This window comes from Flavobacterium sp. AK-345 (assembly GCF_058310175.1).
In genome coordinates, this window is record NZ_JBZEER010000009.1 from 77552 (window position 1) to 94454 (window position 16903).

The 16903-nt window shown below is 32.7% G+C and carries 15 protein-coding genes, 2 tRNA genes and 1 pseudogene; 13 read left to right on the plus strand and 5 right to left on the minus strand.

The genetic code is table 11. From position 1 onward, the window contains the following. Window positions 1-90 precede the first annotated feature (90 nt). From AC4FQ3_RS16250 to AC4FQ3_RS16260, 3 genes and pseudogenes are all read left to right on the plus strand, one after another. Window positions 91-245: pseudogene (locus AC4FQ3_RS16250) on the plus strand (C1 family peptidase); the annotation flags it as partial. A gap of 192 nt (window positions 246-437) precedes the next feature. Further along, a complete protein-coding gene (locus AC4FQ3_RS16255) occupies window positions 438-2678 on the plus strand; it encodes a DEAD/DEAH box helicase (protein ID WP_491182526.1) in 2241 nt (746 codons plus the stop codon). A 3-nt stretch (window positions 2679-2681) separates the two neighbouring features. Further along, on the plus strand, window positions 2682-3479 hold the full coding sequence (locus tag AC4FQ3_RS16260; RefSeq protein ID WP_491182527.1) for a DUF2290 domain-containing protein: 798 nt from the start codon (window positions 2682-2684) through the stop codon (window positions 3477-3479). Window positions 3480-3528: 49 nt separating this feature from the next. Here the strand turns inward: AC4FQ3_RS16260 and AC4FQ3_RS16265 are convergent, their stop codons facing one another. Next, window positions 3529-3915, minus strand: a complete 387-nt coding sequence (locus AC4FQ3_RS16265; protein WP_491182528.1) for a helix-turn-helix domain-containing protein — start codon at window positions 3913-3915, stop codon at window positions 3529-3531. A gap of 309 nt (window positions 3916-4224) precedes the next feature. Here AC4FQ3_RS16265 and AC4FQ3_RS16270 point away from each other — a divergent pair, with 309 nt between their 5' ends. After that, window positions 4225-4938: a hypothetical protein gene (locus AC4FQ3_RS16270; RefSeq protein ID WP_491182529.1), complete on the plus strand. Its 714-nt coding sequence runs from the start codon at window positions 4225-4227 to the stop codon at window positions 4936-4938. A gap of 159 nt (window positions 4939-5097) precedes the next feature. Here the strand turns inward: AC4FQ3_RS16270 and AC4FQ3_RS16275 are convergent. The 3 genes from AC4FQ3_RS16275 to rseP form a co-directional block, all read right to left on the minus strand. Beyond that, window positions 5098-5171 (minus strand) — tRNA-Asn (locus tag AC4FQ3_RS16275). Window positions 5172-5209: 38 nt separating this feature from the next. Beyond that, window positions 5210-5283, minus strand: a tRNA-Asn gene (locus AC4FQ3_RS16280). Window positions 5284-5366: 83 nt separating this feature from the next. After that, window positions 5367-6710, minus strand: a complete 1344-nt coding sequence (rseP, locus tag AC4FQ3_RS16285) for an RIP metalloprotease RseP (protein ID WP_073394535.1) — start codon at window positions 6708-6710, stop codon at window positions 5367-5369. Between the two features lie 200 nt (window positions 6711-6910). Here rseP and AC4FQ3_RS16290 point away from each other — a divergent pair, with 200 nt between their 5' ends. From AC4FQ3_RS16290 to AC4FQ3_RS16330, 9 genes are all read left to right on the plus strand, one after another. Then, on the plus strand, window positions 6911-7981 hold the full coding sequence (locus AC4FQ3_RS16290; RefSeq protein WP_491182530.1) for an NADH:flavin oxidoreductase/NADH oxidase: 1071 nt from the start codon (window positions 6911-6913) through the stop codon (window positions 7979-7981). Window positions 7982-8102: 121 nt separating this feature from the next. Then, window positions 8103-9161 (plus strand): Gfo/Idh/MocA family oxidoreductase, encoded by a 1059-nt coding sequence (locus tag AC4FQ3_RS16295; RefSeq protein ID WP_491182531.1) that lies wholly within the window; start codon window positions 8103-8105, stop codon window positions 9159-9161. Window positions 9162-9454: 293 nt separating this feature from the next. After that, window positions 9455-10669, plus strand: coding sequence for an MFS transporter (locus AC4FQ3_RS16300; RefSeq protein WP_491182532.1), 1215 nt, complete (start codon window positions 9455-9457; stop codon window positions 10667-10669). A 151-nt stretch (window positions 10670-10820) separates the two neighbouring features. Next, a complete protein-coding gene (locus AC4FQ3_RS16305; RefSeq protein WP_463459243.1) occupies window positions 10821-11408 on the plus strand; it encodes an RNA polymerase sigma factor in 588 nt (195 codons plus the stop codon). Further along, window positions 11392-11787: a hypothetical protein gene (locus tag AC4FQ3_RS16310; RefSeq protein ID WP_491182533.1), complete on the plus strand. Its 396-nt coding sequence runs from the start codon at window positions 11392-11394 to the stop codon at window positions 11785-11787. The genes AC4FQ3_RS16305 and AC4FQ3_RS16310 overlap by 17 nt, the downstream gene beginning before the upstream one ends. Window positions 11788-11876: 89 nt before the next feature. Continuing rightward, a complete protein-coding gene (locus AC4FQ3_RS16315; protein WP_073394530.1) occupies window positions 11877-12131 on the plus strand; it encodes a hypothetical protein in 255 nt (84 codons plus the stop codon). Beyond that, window positions 12089-12430, plus strand: coding sequence for a type II toxin-antitoxin system RelE/ParE family toxin (locus AC4FQ3_RS16320; RefSeq protein ID WP_491182534.1), 342 nt, complete (start codon window positions 12089-12091; stop codon window positions 12428-12430). Before AC4FQ3_RS16315 ends, AC4FQ3_RS16320 begins: the two co-directional genes overlap by 43 nt. A 206-nt stretch (window positions 12431-12636) precedes the next feature. Next, the gene (locus AC4FQ3_RS16325) at window positions 12637-13560 is read left to right on the plus strand and encodes a PfkB family carbohydrate kinase (RefSeq protein WP_491182535.1); all 924 of its coding nucleotides are present in this window, start codon (window positions 12637-12639) and stop codon (window positions 13558-13560) included. A 79-nt stretch (window positions 13561-13639) separates the two neighbouring features. Further along, entirely contained in the window at window positions 13640-15538 is a 1899-nt protein-coding gene (locus AC4FQ3_RS16330) for an amidophosphoribosyltransferase (protein WP_491182536.1), read from the plus strand. Between the two features lie 655 nt (window positions 15539-16193). Here AC4FQ3_RS16330 and AC4FQ3_RS16335 read toward each other — a convergent pair. Next, on the minus strand, window positions 16194-16802 hold the full coding sequence (locus AC4FQ3_RS16335; RefSeq protein WP_042564798.1) for a superoxide dismutase: 609 nt from the start codon (window positions 16800-16802) through the stop codon (window positions 16194-16196). Window positions 16803-16903: the final 101 nt, after the last annotated feature.

Genomic DNA, 16903 nt, shown 5'->3' on the forward strand with positions numbered 1-16903 from the left:
TTGTAGCGTTTTTTGTTTTAATCCTGTTTTTTAATTCCATCGAATTCGATGGAATTAAAATATCACTTCCTTGAAGTCAGGAAGGTGATAAAAGAATATTACATCGTAAAAAATTCTTGGGGAGAAACAAACGACTACAAAGGTTTCTTGTTTGTACCAAAAATTTCGTAAAATATAAAACTACTGCTTTAATGGTAAATAAAGGTGGGATTCCTACTGAGATTGCTAAGAAGTTGGGGGTTTAAAAAGAGTTTTTCTTTTACTGATATGAAAAAAGCGCTGCAAGTAATTGTGGCGCTTTTTTGGTGAAAATAGTAGCAATAATCTCATTTTAAATATTATCTATTTTTATAAAACTAAATGAACATGTTGTCTGTATTTTTGTACATTTGATCATTGAGATATCTTATCTTACATAAAAATATAAATACATCTGCATGGAATTTTTAGCTGGTAATATTGAATTAGAAGAAAACTTATTCGCAAATCAAATTTGGGACTTGATAGTTGATAAAATTCAAGATAATAAAGGAATTATGGGTTATAAAACTCCTTCGTTAGGTAAATCTATGGAAGAAACTCCTTCTTTTATTATTCGTTCGGAAGATTATGGTATTATTATAATCGATATTGTATATGATAAAATTATAGGTTTTGATGAAGAAAATGAATTTTGGGAAATTCAAAATAATGAATATATAGAGTCAAGAGATTTGATCCTTAATTTTTATAAGCAAGAGATTGAAAATAAATTAAAAGAAAATAAAAATTTATTTGATGTAAGAAAAGGAAATTGGAAAGAAAAATTTGAAATAAATAATTATATAATATTTACTCAAAATACTTTTGAAGAAATTCAAAAATTAAATGAATGTGAATACCCGCTTATTAATGGATTTTTAGCTGCAGATAATTTTTCGGAAAATATTTCCGATTTTTTTAAGTCTTCCAGAATAGAATCATCTGTATTGGATATAATTAATTCAATACTGGATGGATCTGATATTTATTCGAAAGTGAATAAAAAAAAGATCGAGAAAGAACCAGAAAATATAAATGAGTTTATAAAAAAATCTTTAGATAATACATTTATTTTAGATTCTGTACAAAGGCAAATTGCTTTGCAAATTCCTTCAGGTCCACAGCGTGTAAGAGGATTAGCTGGAACAGGGAAAACTATTATTTTGTGTATGAAAGCAGCATTGGCTCATAAGTTTTTTCCAGAAATGAAAATACTTTTCGTTTTTAATACTGCTAGTATGTATAATCAAGTTGAAAGCTTAATTACTAAATATTATTTTAATGAAGTAAAGAAAATGCCAGATTGGAATAAACTTCATATTTTTCATGCTTGGGGAGGAAGTAGCAAGCCAGGGGTTTATTATAATACTGCGAATTCGATAGGTATTAAACCACTTAATTTTATGAATGTCAAAGGGGCAGAAGATCCTCTCGAAAAAATATTTTCAGATTTATTAGCTAATGGAAGAAGCAAAATAATACCAGAATATGATATTGTGTTAATAGATGAAGCCCAAGATTTTTCACCTTCTTTTTTTGAAACAGTATATCATCTTACTAAATATAGCGATGAAGAGAAAAAATTAAAAAGAATTGTTTGGGCATATGATGAATTTCAATCTTTGACAGAGCTTAAAATTAAAGAACCTGAAGAGTTATTTGGTTATGATGAATTTAAGGTGCCAAATATTTTAAATTCAGATTTAGATGGAGAATATAAAGGAAAAATTAAGAAGGATTTTGTTCTCCCTAACTCATATAGAAATCCTCGAATAAATTTAATGGTTGCACATGGACTAGCACTTGGAATATACTCAAAAAACAGTAAGATGCCAATGGATCTTAAAGAAGATTGGGAAGCTAGAGGATATACCGTTATTCAGCCAAATAAACTTCGTTTCCAGGAAGATGATGAGGTAGTAGTAGAAAGAGAATCAACTTTTAGTAGGAACAATTTGGAAAAATTATTACAATCTTATGGTTCTAAAGATGAACAAAAGCTAATTCAATTTAAGAAATGTGATAATACTAATGAACAGCTGAATGAAGTTGTAAATAAAGTGTTTTGGTTAATCAATAATCAAAAAGTTGAGCCAGAGGAAATTTTAATTATAAATCTTGATACAAAAAATTCAAAAGCACACTTTCAGCATATACGTCAACAGTTAGATATAAAAGGTGTAAAAGCGATTACTCCTGGCTATATTGAAAGCAATGATGCCTTTAAAGAAAAAGGTTTTGTCACATTAAGTACTCCTTTTAGGGCAAAAGGAAATGAGACAAATATAGTTTTCATATTAAATTCGCAGAAAGCTGTAAATGATTACACTTTACGAATGAGAAATGCAATTTTTGTATCAATCACAAGATCAAGGGGATGGTGCTATTTATATGGTGAAGGAACGCAGAATGATGTACTAGAGAAAGAAATTTCGAGCATACAGGAAGATTATCCAAAATTTAATTTTACTTTTCCATCCATAGAGGATATAAAAAGAAAATATATTATATTATCGAGTGATAAGAACATTGAAAAGGTTGATAATGAGATTAATAATTTGTTTTCAGACGAAACATCAAGAGCTCTTCTTATCGAGAAATTAATGCAAAATCAAGCCTTATTAGATGAAATTCAAAAAATGAAAAAAGACAAATAATCAATGACCATAGATAATATTTACGAAGATTTAGAATTAATTAAAAAGGTATTTAGAACCTTAATTGTTACAGAAAATTATGCAAAAAATTCATCGTCGGAAATAAGTTGGAAAAATTATAGCGCAGGGATATTTAAAAATATTTACGCTAAAGAATTTGAATATATCATAAAAAATAGACAATATAGCTTTCTTCTGAAAGATGATAAAGGGTGTGTTCAATTTTATTATTTATATAAAGGCAAAACGCTTCAAAAAGTGAAAATGGCATATTATCCTTATCCTGTGGTTTTGAGAGAAGATAAAGATGAGATTGAAACGTTGTTAAGCGATTCAGAAGATGAGGTTTTGATGGAGTATTACTATGATATTTGGAATATACTAAATCATCAATTTGAATTAAAAATGGATGATAATAAATTAAAGACTCTCATCGCAGAATCTATTGAAGTTGGTAATAATGAAAATGTTGAATCTTTACTTTTGGGTAGATTTGAATATAAGTATTTGTCAACTAATAGTTCTCATTTAAGAGTGGATTTTGATTCAAAAGTAGAATCGCATCATAAGTGCGAAATTCAAATCGGCGCGATTAATGATATACGATTTCCAATGTCAAAGCTGATTTCTCCATTTACTTTTTTTGAGTTTATCATAAAAAACTTATTTAGTAAGGATAAAGATTACAAACGTATTATAGGCAAAGGTCCTTATAAAGCAATGTGTAATAATTCTAAGAAAAATGCAATTGTAATGAATCCTTTTATTGAGTCAAACATCTTTTTGCATATTTCAAAGTAGACTTTAATGAATTATTAAGTCTCCATACATAGATTTATTACAGACAGAATTACTTCTTCAACAATTTCTCCAAATATTCAACTTTCTCTTTTTCAGCCAAAACCAAACGCTCATAAAGTTCCACAACTTTATCAAGCGGGTTGAAAGTACAACCATAATTAAATGAAGAAGCATTATCGTGATTATTAATTGTATTCCCAATAATATTTAAAACCGCTTCTTCAGAGAAATTTTTAATTCCTTCAACAGAAACACCTAAAACTTCAACAATTGCTTTCAGTTTTTCATCATCGATTGTTTCACTGTTTTCAATAGCAGAAATAGCTTGTTGGTTGGTTCCTAAAGCTTGCGCTAATGCTTCTTGTTTCATATCTCGAAGTTCACGAATACGGCTAATTTTTCGCCCTATATGATTTGGTTTTGTTAGTGTGCTCATAATTCAAAGATATTTAAAATTCTTGAGAAATTAGGGCGATAGTACATTACACGTTTTTTTGTGTACGATACATTTTTAGTGTTTTTATAAGTCTTATTGCTTAATTACAGTACGTGAAACAAAAATACAATTTTTCGTACAGTTGGCAATTTTGTATCTATTATAAAAACAATTGCAAACCTTTTAAGTGAAAGAAAGTTACACTTAAACGGTTTTTCAGGCAATTTAAGGCAAACATAAATCATAAGTTATTCAAAATCAGTATATTTACATAATGTTTTCACTGATAATAATCTTATTTAATCTATTATGAAAGCTTATGTACGATATTTTATAGCAACTATGTCTGTTCTTTCTTTTCATATTTACGGACAAACAACGAATGATATTGCAATGGCTTCCACAAGCAAAAACGCAGCTTCAAAAGCTGAAACGGCACCCAAAGATGATCTCGTTATTGTGGGGTATTATGTAGAAGAAGTTATTAATATGACTTTCGGAAAAAGAATTACAAAATACGAAGTTTCAAAATTAGATATGGTCTACACAAACGATCTGGGACCAAATAATACCAGGACAGTAACTCCGATATACAGAAAAGCCAAAGTAAAAAAAGTTAATACAGCATTAGCATTACAGTCAAAAAGTATTATTGATACCAGCGCTATAAAAATCGAGCCAGTCAAAGTAGAAGTAATTGCTCCTACGGAAGATCAAAAATATATAAGTATAGATATAATTGACACCTATGCAAAAGTTTTAGACAAGGGGTATAAATCTATAATGATGCTTACAAAAGTCGCAGACAAGGCTTATTTTAATGGTGATTTATTCATGGCGGCTAAATACTACGAAGAACTGTTTAATATGACTTCTGATTTAGAGTCAATTTACTATTATAGATACGCGCAGGCATTAAAAGCAATTAACCAAAAGGATAAAGCTGATGAAATGATGCGTATGTTTGAAAGTGTAAACATGAGTAGTAATGAATTGAAGGGCACTAAACTGGTTAAAAACTAAGCTTGGATATAAAACAAAAAAAAGACTATCGATTGATAGTCTTTTTTTTTTAAGCTCCCCCTCTTGTCCCGATAGAGCTATCGGGGTTCTGATTAACAAGATACTTTGAGTAAATATCAAAAAAAATACCACTTACATATGTAAGTGGTATTTAATAAGCTCCCCCTCTTGGGCTCGAACCAAGGACCCTCTGATTAACAGTCAGATGCTCTAACCAACTGAGCTAAGGAGGAATCACCTTAAAGGTAAATATGTTTGCTAAAAAAAGTTGCTCCCCCTCTTGGGCTCGAACCAAGGACCCTCTGATTAACAGTCAGATGCTCTAACCAACTGAGCTAAGGAGGAAGTTGTTGCTCTTTTTAGCGAGTGCAAATATAGTCGAATTTTTAATTTCCCAAAAATATTTTCACACTTTTTATCAAATATTTTTACTTGCCTACAATTGCCTTGTAAATATCGTTTCCGTTAGCAAACAAAAGCAGTGTGATAAGTAATACGAAACCAACCATTTGGGCGTTTTCAAGGAATTTATCACTTGGTTTACGGCCACTAATTATTTCGTATAATAAAAACATCACATGACCACCATCAAGCGCCGGAATTGGCAATAAATTCATAACTCCAAGCATAATCGACAATAAAGCCGTGATCGACCAGAACGTTTCCCAGCTCCATGAAGTCGGGAAAATGTTAAAAATCGCCGCAAAACCACCTACTTGTTTGTATGCTTTTGTTTCAGGATTAAAAATCATTTTCAATTGTTTTCCGTAACCTACTAATTGGTCTTTACCTTTTGTAAGTCCAACCGGAATAGATTCGAAAAAGCTGTATTCTTTTGTACTTATTTTATAGTAGCCTAATTTCTCCAGAGATTTAATATCCAAACCTCCAACAACAACACCTAATTTTGCGTCTTTAGAAACGTTTACAGTGATTGGAGTTTCTTTTAGGTCGCGTAATACAACCGCAGGAATAGATTTGCCTTTGTTAGCCTCTAAAATAACCTTTGCCTCATCAAAATATTTTACTTTTTGCCCATTCAGACTCACAATTAGATCTTTTGGTTTCAAAGCCGTATTTTTAGATTCTTCAGCAACTTTACCTACAACAAACGGCATTCTGATACCTACAAGCAATCCTTTTTCATGTTTAGACAATTGATCTACAAAATCATTCGGAATATTGATCGTTTGTTGTTGTCCGTTTCTTTCAATTAAAACGTGTTTCGACATGATTACATTCATATTCATATCGTTGTCAAAATTCTCTACCTTTTTTCCATCAATAGAAATAATTTTATCACCGGTTCTAAAACCAGCTTTAATCATAGCAGGATTTTCAATATAAACACCATCTTTTAAATCAGAATTAGCTACATACGTATCGCCGTAAGCAAATGCCATTCCGATATAAATAATAAAAGCCAGGATAAAGTTTACCGTAACTCCTCCCAACATAATAATCAAACGCTGCCATGCCGGTTTAGAACGAAATTCCCACGGTTGAGGCGGCAAAGCCATTTGTTCCTTGTCCATACTTTCGTCGATCATTCCCGAAATTTTCACATAACCTCCAAGCGGCAGCCATCCAATTCCGTATTCAGTTTCGCCAATTTTCTTTTTTAGAAGCGAATATTTAACATCAAAAAATAAGTAAAATTTTTCAACTCTTGTTTTAAATAATTTTGCAGGAATAAAATGTCCTAATTCGTGAAGAATAATAAGTAAAGATAAACTCAATAGAAATTGAGAGAGTTTGATAACTATATCCATTTTGTATTTTTAGTTCGTAATTTAACGCACAAAAGTAACGTTTCTATTTTAATTTGATAGTGCAAGATAATACATAAGGTTTTAAATGTTTGTTAATTAATAAACATTTAGATTTCTTGTTTTACGAAGAAGCTTTAACTTTACTTTTTTAAACACTATCGTACCTAATAGGTAGCCCAAATTCATTAAAAGTTACAACTATGGCTTCAAAATTGTTTTCTCCACTTACTATAAAAAAAATTACTATAAAAAACAGGATCGTTATTTCTCCTATGTGTCAATATTCCTCAGTTGACGGATTTGCAAACGATTGGCATTTGGTTCATTTAGGAAGCCGTGCCAGCGGTGGAGTTGGCTTGATTATTCAGGAAGCTACAGCGGTTTCTCCCGAAGCCAGAATTTCTCCTTCAGACTTAGGAATCTGGAAAGACGAACACATTGAGAAACTAAAAACAATCAACGAATTTATTGTTTCTCAAAATGCAATTCCCGGAATACAATTGGCACATGCAGGTCGAAAAGCAAGTGTTTCGGCTCCGTGGATGGGCAATAAAAAGTTAGACTTCGTTCATGGCGGATGGCAAACTGTTGCACCAAGTGCGATCGCGTATCATGAAGAAGAACCTTTTCAGCCGGAAGCTTTAGATAAAGTTGGTATTCAAAAAGTAGCGTCAGATTTTAAAGCAGCAACCAAAAGAGCAGTCGAAGCCGGATATCAGGTTATGGAAATTCATGGAGCACACGGCTATTTATTGCACCAGTTTTTATCGCCATTAACCAATACAAGAACAGATGAATATGGCGGAAGTTTCGAAAACCGAATCCGTTTTACTTTAGAAATTCTGGAAGCAGTTCAATCAGAATGGCCATCAGATTTGCCTTTGTTTATTCGAATTTCAGCCACAGATTGGGCAGAAGGCGGATGGAATCCGGAAGAATCTGTAAAACTTTCGAAAATATTAAAAGAAAAAGGAGTTGATTTAATTGATGTTTCGTCTGGAGGATTGGTTTCACATCAGCAAATTCCATTAAAGCCAGGTTATCAGGTTGAATTTGCAGAAAAAATTAAAAACGAAGCTGCTATTTTAACCGGAGCAGTTGGTTTAATTACAGAAGCAAATCAAGCCGAAGAAATTTTACAGAACAATCAGGCCGATTTAGTTCTATTTGCCAGAGAATCGCTAAGAGATCCGAATTTGCCTTTGCATTTCGCCAAAGAGCTAAACGAAGATATCCTTTGGCCAAAACAATACGCACGCGCTAAAGTTTAACTAAACATAAATGTTTTTAATTTGAACCATTAAGAGATTAAGAAAATTAAGTTCAAAGCTTAATGAAACTTAATATCTTAATGGTAGAAAAAATTAAACTTATTTTGATAAAAATTATATCATGCAAAAAATAAAAACAGCACTATTATCATACGGAATGTCGGGGAAAGTTTTTCACGCTCCGTTTTTAGATATTCATGAAGGTTTTGAATTATTAGGTTCTTGGGAAAGAAGTAAAAAACTCATTCAGGAAGATTATCCAGCCGTAAAAAGTTACCCAACAATCGATGATTTATTGGCAGATGATGTCGATTTGGTTATCGTAAACACACCCGTAGGAACACATTATGAATATGCTAAAAAAGTGCTTTTGGCCGGAAAACATGCCGTTGTCGAAAAAGCCTTTACAACAACCGTAGCAGAAGCCGAAGAGCTAGCCAAAATTGCCAAAGAAAAAGGATTAAAATTGGCCGTTTTCCAAAACAGAAGATGGGACAGCGATTTTAAAACTATTCAGAAAGTAATTAATGATGGCGTTTTGGGTGATTTAGTCGAAGCCGAATTTCATTTTGACAGATACAATCCTTTATTAAGTGCCAAAGCACACAAAGAAACCGTAAATGACGGAGCAGGAATACTCAAAGATTTAGGGCCGCATTTAATCGATCAGGCGGTTTGTTTGTTTGGTTCTCCAAAGTCAGTTTTTGGAGATATTCGTTTCACCAGAGAAAATTCTTTGGTCGATGACTGGATCGATTTATTGTTAATCTATGAAGATTTCAGAGTCCGTTTAAAAGCCAGTTTTTTTGTTAGAGAAGCCAATCCTGCCTATACAATTCATGGTAAAAAAGGCTCGTTCTTAAAACCTCGCGGCGATGTTCAGGAAGATGAATTGAAACTGGGCAAAAAACCTAATTTAAAAGACTGGGGGACAGAACCGGAAATCTTTCAGGGGCTTTTGCATACAGAAATTAACGGAGAATTAGTTCGCGACAGAATACCAACACTTCAGGGGAATTATTTTTCGTTTTTTGATGGTGTTTACGATTCAATTGCAAACAATAAAGCAGAACCCGTTACCGCACAAGACGGTGTAAAAGTAATGCAGATCATCGAAGCTGCAATTGCAAGTAATGCAGAGCGAAAAGTGATTAATTTGCCCACGGATTTGGCCGATTAAACGGATTGTCGCTGATTTTTCTTTTGAAAATTTTATTATCAATAAAAAAAATGACGCACTGCTGTATACCTCTACAAATAATATTGTCATTATATGACTAGTTTTTTGCCACAGATTAATCGGATTGAAAAGATTAAAAATCAGCGACAATCCGTTTAATCTGTAAAATCCGTGGGCAAAAAGCTCACAATTTATAAACAATAACGTTATAAATAGACGAACAACGGGAGATAAATAGTCTATAAAGAAGGTTTTTATTATTTTTATAGTGCCAAACCCAAAAACCGTAAGCTTTGATAGATTTTAATCCGTTATCACTTTTCCAGACCAAAGGGAAAATCAAGAAAGTATTTAGAGAAGCAAAAGCCTCTTATTTAAAACGAATTCGATTTGCTGTCGGAATGTTTTATTTTGGAATGGGATTGAGTTTTGCAACCTGGGCAAGCCGAATTCCGGATATCAAAACCGCCTTGCATTTAACCGAGGGTGATTTGGGATCTATACTTTTTGCGCTTCCGGTGGGGCAGTTAATTATCATGCCTTTTTCAGGGAAAATGGTCACTAAATTCGGCAGTCATCGCATTTTGGTTTTCTCCTTAATTATGTACGTTTTATGTCTGGTTAATTTAGGATTGGCAACAACTGCATTGCAATTATCATTAGGTTTATTTCTATTCGGAATCTTTGGAAACTTAGCCAATATCGCTGTAAATACACAAGGTGTTTATACCGAAGTACTTTTCAAAAAAACAATCATGTCGGCATTTCATGGCATGTGGAGTTTCGCCGGATTCACAGGCGCTTTGGTTGGTTTAGGAATGTTGGCTCTAAATCTTACACCATTACATCATTTTATGATTGTGGGTGTTGTGGTATTACTTATGGTCGCTTTTAATTTTAAATTTTTGGTCAGAGCCAAAGAAAAAATCAAAAATAAAACAGACTCTAAAAAACGATTTACAAAGCCGGATAGCGCCTTGCTTTGGCTTGGTGTAATAGGTTTTTGCAGTATGGCCAGTGAAGGCGTAATGTTCGACTGGAGCGGTGTTTATTTTAAAGATATTGTACAGGCACCAGGACCTTTGGTAGTTTTAGGGTATACCTCATTTATGATTACTATGGCAGGAGGAAGATTTTTAGGAGACGGATTAATCAATAAATTTGGCCGCGAACGCGTCATGCAAATTAGCGGTGTCATGATTTCTGCCGGACTTTTCACAGCCGTTTTTCTCCCTTATATTATTCCGTGTACAATTGCTTTTATGGCAGTTGGTTTAGGAGTTGCCACAATTGTGCCTACTGTTTATAGTATGGCAGGAAAAAACCCAACAGTTCCACCGGGAGAAGCTTTAACGATTGTTTCAAGTGTAAGTTTTCTTGGTTTCCTTATGGGACCTCCAATAATTGGTCATATTGCTCAAAATTTCGGACTGCAATTTTCCTTTGCTTTTATAGGGATTTTTGGGGTTTTGATTGCCTTTATGGTTTCTAAGATTCGAACTACTTAATCTTATAATACTATTATATAATTGAACTTTGTCTAAAATATTTCTATTTATAATTTTAACCATGAATTTGTACCGTTAATAATTTGTTCTAAATTGAAATTTATTTTCAAATGATTGTAACCTAATTACAATAACCGTCGTCCTATATAATATGAGTACTTTAGAAGATCAGTATTATATCGATAAAATTCTGCAGGGCGAAACAAATGCGTTTGCCGTGCTGGTGGATCGTTATAAAAACATGATTTTTACTTTGGCACTCAAAATGATTAAAAACAGAGAAGAAGCCGAAGAAGTTGCTCAGGATACTTTTATCAAAGCTTATAATTCTTTAGCGAAGTTTAAAGGTGATTCTAAGTTTTCGACCTGGATTTACAGAGTAGCTTATAATACGTGTTTAGATCGTTTGAAGAAAAACAAAAAAGAAGATAATAATATTTCGATAGATGAATTTTCGGCACATTTAATTAAAACAATGGATAATGCTTTGAGTGCTTTAGAAGATAAAGAACGAAAGCAAACGATTCAAAATTGTTTGAATTTGCTGCCAAGGGAAGAGAATTTCCTGCTAACTTTATTTTATTTTGAAGATCAGAGTTTAGAAGAAATCGGAAAAATCATGAATATCAATGCTAATAATGTCAAAGTAAAATTATTTAGAAGCCGACAGAAATTAGCCGTAATTTTGAAAAAGCAATTAGAACCAGAACTATTAGATTATTATGAAAGAGAGCGATAAAAATATAGAAAATCTTATTGATAAAATGATGACCGAAAATACTTTGGAGTCACCATCTATGGACTTTACTTCAAAAATAATGGCTCAGGTTCTGGTAGCAGAAAAAAGTAAAGCTAAAAGCTACAAACCTTTAATTTCTAAAACAATCTGGATTTTAATTGGTTTTGGTTTAATTTCCTTAATTGTTTACGCATCACTTTTTTCAGGAACTCAATCTAATTTGGTGATTGATAAATCTTATACAGAAAGATTCTCTGCTGTGTTTTCAGGAATCCATCTCTCAAAAAATATTTTATATGCTGTCCTGATTGTGCCTTTTATGATTTTAATTCAGGTTGGTGTTTTGAAGAATTATTTTGATAAGAAGTACGAGTTGTAAAGTTGTTAAATCTGACTAAAAACTTTTAAAATCAATAATTGTGAATTTTATTTATCGTAATTTTGTATTGTTCATTAATTTAAAAGAAAATGATACAGAAAACCATTACTCCTAAAGATAAAATTGTGAATCTTTCTTTTGAGATTCCAAAAAATTACATTGGAAAAGTCCTGAAAGTATCTATTGATTTTGAGAATGAAACCGATCAAATTGAAAACAATTTATCTAAAGAAGATTTTGCAGAATGGATAAAAACTGCTGAAAATACTTCAACAATGTCTTTAGAAAAGTTTAATGAAAGATGGGAAGAGAAAAAACTCAAAATCCAAAACAATATACGTTAGATATATCGGAGAGGTATTTCCAAAATTTAGAAGAGATTGTTGATTATATTGCCTTCGTAAAACATCAACCCCTAAATTCAATTAAAATTGGTAATGGAATAAATAAGATTATGAACAAAATAGTTCATGATCCACTAATTTATGCTCAATGTGAAAACTTACCGACAAAAAATAAAATCTACAGAGAAGCTTCCTACAAAACATGGCTTATTATATTTAAAATCAAAAATAATCATGTTACCATTCTTGGCGTTTTAAGTGGGAAAAGAAAAATTTCTTCTTTTAGAAAACTGAAATAAATATTGAAGATTTTTCAATTAAGTATTGCAATTTAAATCCTAAAACCTTATTTTAAGCACTCCAAAAAATCTAATTTAATCTATTCATTTACAATAGTTTTAGCCCCGCAAACGATATTGTTTTTTTATGAAAATTTTGCGAACCTAAACCGTTGCAATATTGTAACTTATGAAGTATCTTTGCACCCTAATTCGAAATTCATAAAATGAATAAATTATTGATTGTTGGAACGGTTGCTTTCGACGCGATTGAAACTCCTTTCGGAAAAACAGATAAAATTTTAGGTGGTGCTGCAACGTACATTGGTTTATCCGCATCATTTTTTAACTTGCAATCGGCCATTGTTTCTGTAGTTGGCGACGATTTTCCACAAGAACATTTAGATCTTTTAACTTCAAAAAATATTGATATCTCTGGTATCGAAATTGTAAAAGGCGGAAAAACCTTTTTCTGGAGCGGTTTGTATCACAACGATCTAAACTCAAGAGATACTCTTGTTACAGAATTAAACGTTTTGGCTGACTTTCAACCAAAAGTTCCTCAAAATTATAAAGATGCCGATGTTGTGATGTTAGGAAACTTACATCCTTTAGTACAAAGCAGTGTTTTGGATCAAATGGAGAAAAAACCAAAATTGGTAGTTTTAGATACTATGAATTTTTGGATGGATTGTGCTTTACCGGAATTATTAGAAGTAATTAAACGTGTAGATGTTATTACAATCAATGATGAAGAAGCAAGACAACTTTCAGGAGAATATTCATTAGTAAAAGCTGCGGCTAAGATCCAGGAATTGGGACCAAAATATGTGGTGATCAAAAAAGGAGAGCACGGCGCACTTTTATTCCATAATAGAGAAGTGTTTTTTGCACCGGCATTACCATTAGAAGATGTTTTTGATCCAACAGGAGCCGGAGATACTTTTGCGGGTGGTTTTTCTGGATTTATTGCACAAAGCGAAAACATTTCGTTTGGCAACATGAAAAATGCAATAATTTACGCTTCGAATTTAGCTTCATTTTGTGTGGAGAAATTTGGAACCGAAAGGATGGAAACATTAAGCAAAGCTGAAGTAGCGATTCGATTACAGCAATTTAAATCGTTAACGCAGTTTGACATAGAAATATAATGCCCGAAAGCCTCGATAACACGGGGCTTTTTTATTACGTTAATACACACAACTTACAACAACACAAATACAAAACACAATGAGCGACGCGTTAAAACACGAATGTGGTATAGCCTTAGTTAGACTTCTGAAACCGCTTGAATATTACAAAGAAAAATACGGGACTGCTTTTTACGGAATACAAAAAATGTATCTGATGATGGAAAAGCAGCACAACCGCGGACAAGATGGTGCCGGTTTTGCAAGCATCAAACTAGATGTTGATCCGGGACAACGATACATCAGCAGAGTTCGTTCGAATCATGCACAGCCAATTCAGGATGTTTTTGCCCAAATCAACGATCGTATCAATGAAGAGTTAGGTGCTCATCCGGAATATGCAGATGATGTTGCCGCTCAAAAAGCAAACATTCCTTATATAGGAGAATTGTTTTTAGGTCATGTTCGTTACGGAACCTTCGGAAAAAACAGCATCGAAAGTGTTCATCCATTTTTGCGTCAAAGTAACTGGATGCACCGTAATTTGATTTTGGCAGGGAACTTTAATATGACGAATGTTAAAGAACTTTTCGAAAACTTAGTGGAACTTGGTCAACATCCAAAAGAAATGGCCGATACTGTGACAGTAATGGAAAAGATTGGACATTTCTTAGATAAAGAAGTAATGCAATTATACCAAGACTGTAAAGGAGAAGGTTATTCTAAAAGAGAAGCTTCTCCGGTAATCGCAGACCGATTGGATATTGCAAAAATATTAGCACGCTCTGCAAAAAATTTAGACGGAGGTTACGCAATGGCCGGATTATTAGGTCATGGTGATGCTTTTGTTTTTAGAGATCCAGCCGGAATTCGTCCTGCTTATTTTTATCAGGATGATGAAGTGGTGGTTGTTGCTTCTGAGCGACCTGTAATTCAAACTGTATTTAATGTTCCTTTTGAAAGCGTTCAGGAAATTGAGCCGGGAAATGCTTTGATTATCAAGAAAAGCGGAAAAGTTTCGATGGAACAAATTCTGGAACCAACCGTAAAAAAAGCATGTTCTTTCGAAAGAATCTATTTCTCCAGAGGAAGTGATGCTGAAATTTACCAGGAACGTAAAAACTTAGGAAAGCTAATTTTACCAGCAGTTCTTAAGTCAATTGACAGTGATACAGACAATACTGTTTTCTCTTATATTCCAAATACTGCCGAAACTTCATTTTATGGTTTGGTTGAAGCAGCTCAGGATTTCTTAAATCAGAGAAAAAATAATTATATTCTGGAAAACAGAAATACGCTTACAGCTGAAACATTGCAAGAATTATTGGCTGTAAAAATTCGTACTGAAAAAGTTGCTATTAAAGATGCTAAACTAAGAACTTTCATTACAGAAGACAGCAGCCGTGATGATTTGGTAGCACACGTTTATGATGTAACATACGGCGTTATCAAACCAACAGATAATTTGGTTATTATTGATGATAGTATCGTACGTGGTACAACATTAAAAATGAGTATCATTAAAATGATGGATCGTTTAAAACCAAAACGTATTGTAATCGTTTCATCGGCACCACAAATTCGTTACCCTGATTGCTACGGAATTGACATGGCGAAACTAGAAGGTCTTGTTGCCTTTAGAGCTGCTCTTGCTTTACTGAAAGAAAGAAATCTATACCATATAGTTGATGAAGTTTATGCAAAATGTAAAGCTCAGGAAAATTATCTTGATACAGATGTTGTAAATTACGTAACAGCTATTTATGACCAATTTACTCCGGAAGAAATTTCAGATAAAATTGCAGAAATGTTAAGTTCTCCGGAAATTAATGCTGAAGTAAAAATTATATTCCAAAAGGTGGAAGATCTGCATATTGCCTGTCCTAAAAATCTTGGAGACTGGTATTTCACAGGAGACTATCCAACTCCTGGTGGAAACCGTGTTGTAAACAGAGCATTCATGAATTTTTATGAAGGTAAAGACGCACGAGCGTATTAAAAAAATACTAACAAAAGGTTAAATTGTGCACTTTATCGGTTTTTTTTGCCGTTCATCCCATATGTTTGGCAAAATCGCACATCTAAGATACTTTTGGGATACCATAACATTAGTAGGTTAAGTTTATGGTAGATTTGGGGCAAAAAGGGTGGAAGAAATTCCACCTTTTTTATTGGAATAAACTCAAAAACACTCCAATAAGTTTTGTCAAAGTAAGAAATTACGTATTTCATCGGGTTTATTTGCACTTCGTCTAGAATATTTGTGAAATCGATATAGCTATTATATATTTACTATACCATAACATTAGTAGGTTAAGTATATGGTAGATTTGGGGCAAAAAGGGTGAAAGAAATTTCACCTTTTTTATTGGAGTAAACTCAACGAATGACCAAAGTAAGAAAATACGCATTTCATCGATTATATTTGCACTTCATCTAAAATAGTTGGTATTAAAATTTAACTATTCTATTTTTATAATACCATTACATTAGTAGGTTAAGTATATGGTAGATTTGGGGCAAAAAGGGTGGAAGAAATTCCACCTTTTTTATTTTTAATAAAGAGAAAAAAGTATAGACAAAAAAAATAGACGAATAACCTTAAGTCATCCGTCTATTCTCTATATTCTTTATTCTATTATCTCGAAAAAAGACTATTTCTCTAAAGCATATCTTCTTGCAACTTCTGTCCAGTTAATTACATTAAAAAAAGCTTCGATGTAATCTGGTCTTCTGTTTTGATAATTTAAATAATAAGCATGCTCCCAAACATCCATTCCTAAAATTGGAGTTCCACCGCAACCAACTTCCGGCATTAATGGATTGTCCTGATTTGGAGTTCCGCAAACATCTAATTTTCCACCTTTTTGTACACATAACCAAGCCCATCCTGAACCAAATTGTGTTGCACCAGCTTTAGCAAATTTCGCTTTAAACTCTTCAAAAGTTCCAAAAGAAGATTCAATAGCAGCTAACAAATCACCTGTTGGTAATCCACCACCATTTGGAGTCATTACAGTCCAGAATAAATTGTGGTTGTAAAAACCTCCACCATTGTTACGAACTGCTGCGTTTGATTTATCTAGGTTGATTAAGATGTTTTCGATTGTTTTTCCTTCCAAATCTGTACCAGCGATTGCAGCGTTAAGATTTGTTGTGTATGCATTATGATGTTTTGAATGGTGAATTTCCATTGTACGTGCATCAATATGTGGTTCTAATGCATCATATGCATAAGGTAATTGTGGTAATTCAAAAGCCATGATATTTGATTTTATGGTTTATAATAATTTATCCCAAATTTAAACATTTAACTTTGGAATAGAAAATACTATTTCGTTATAATTCAATTTAATTAATCGAT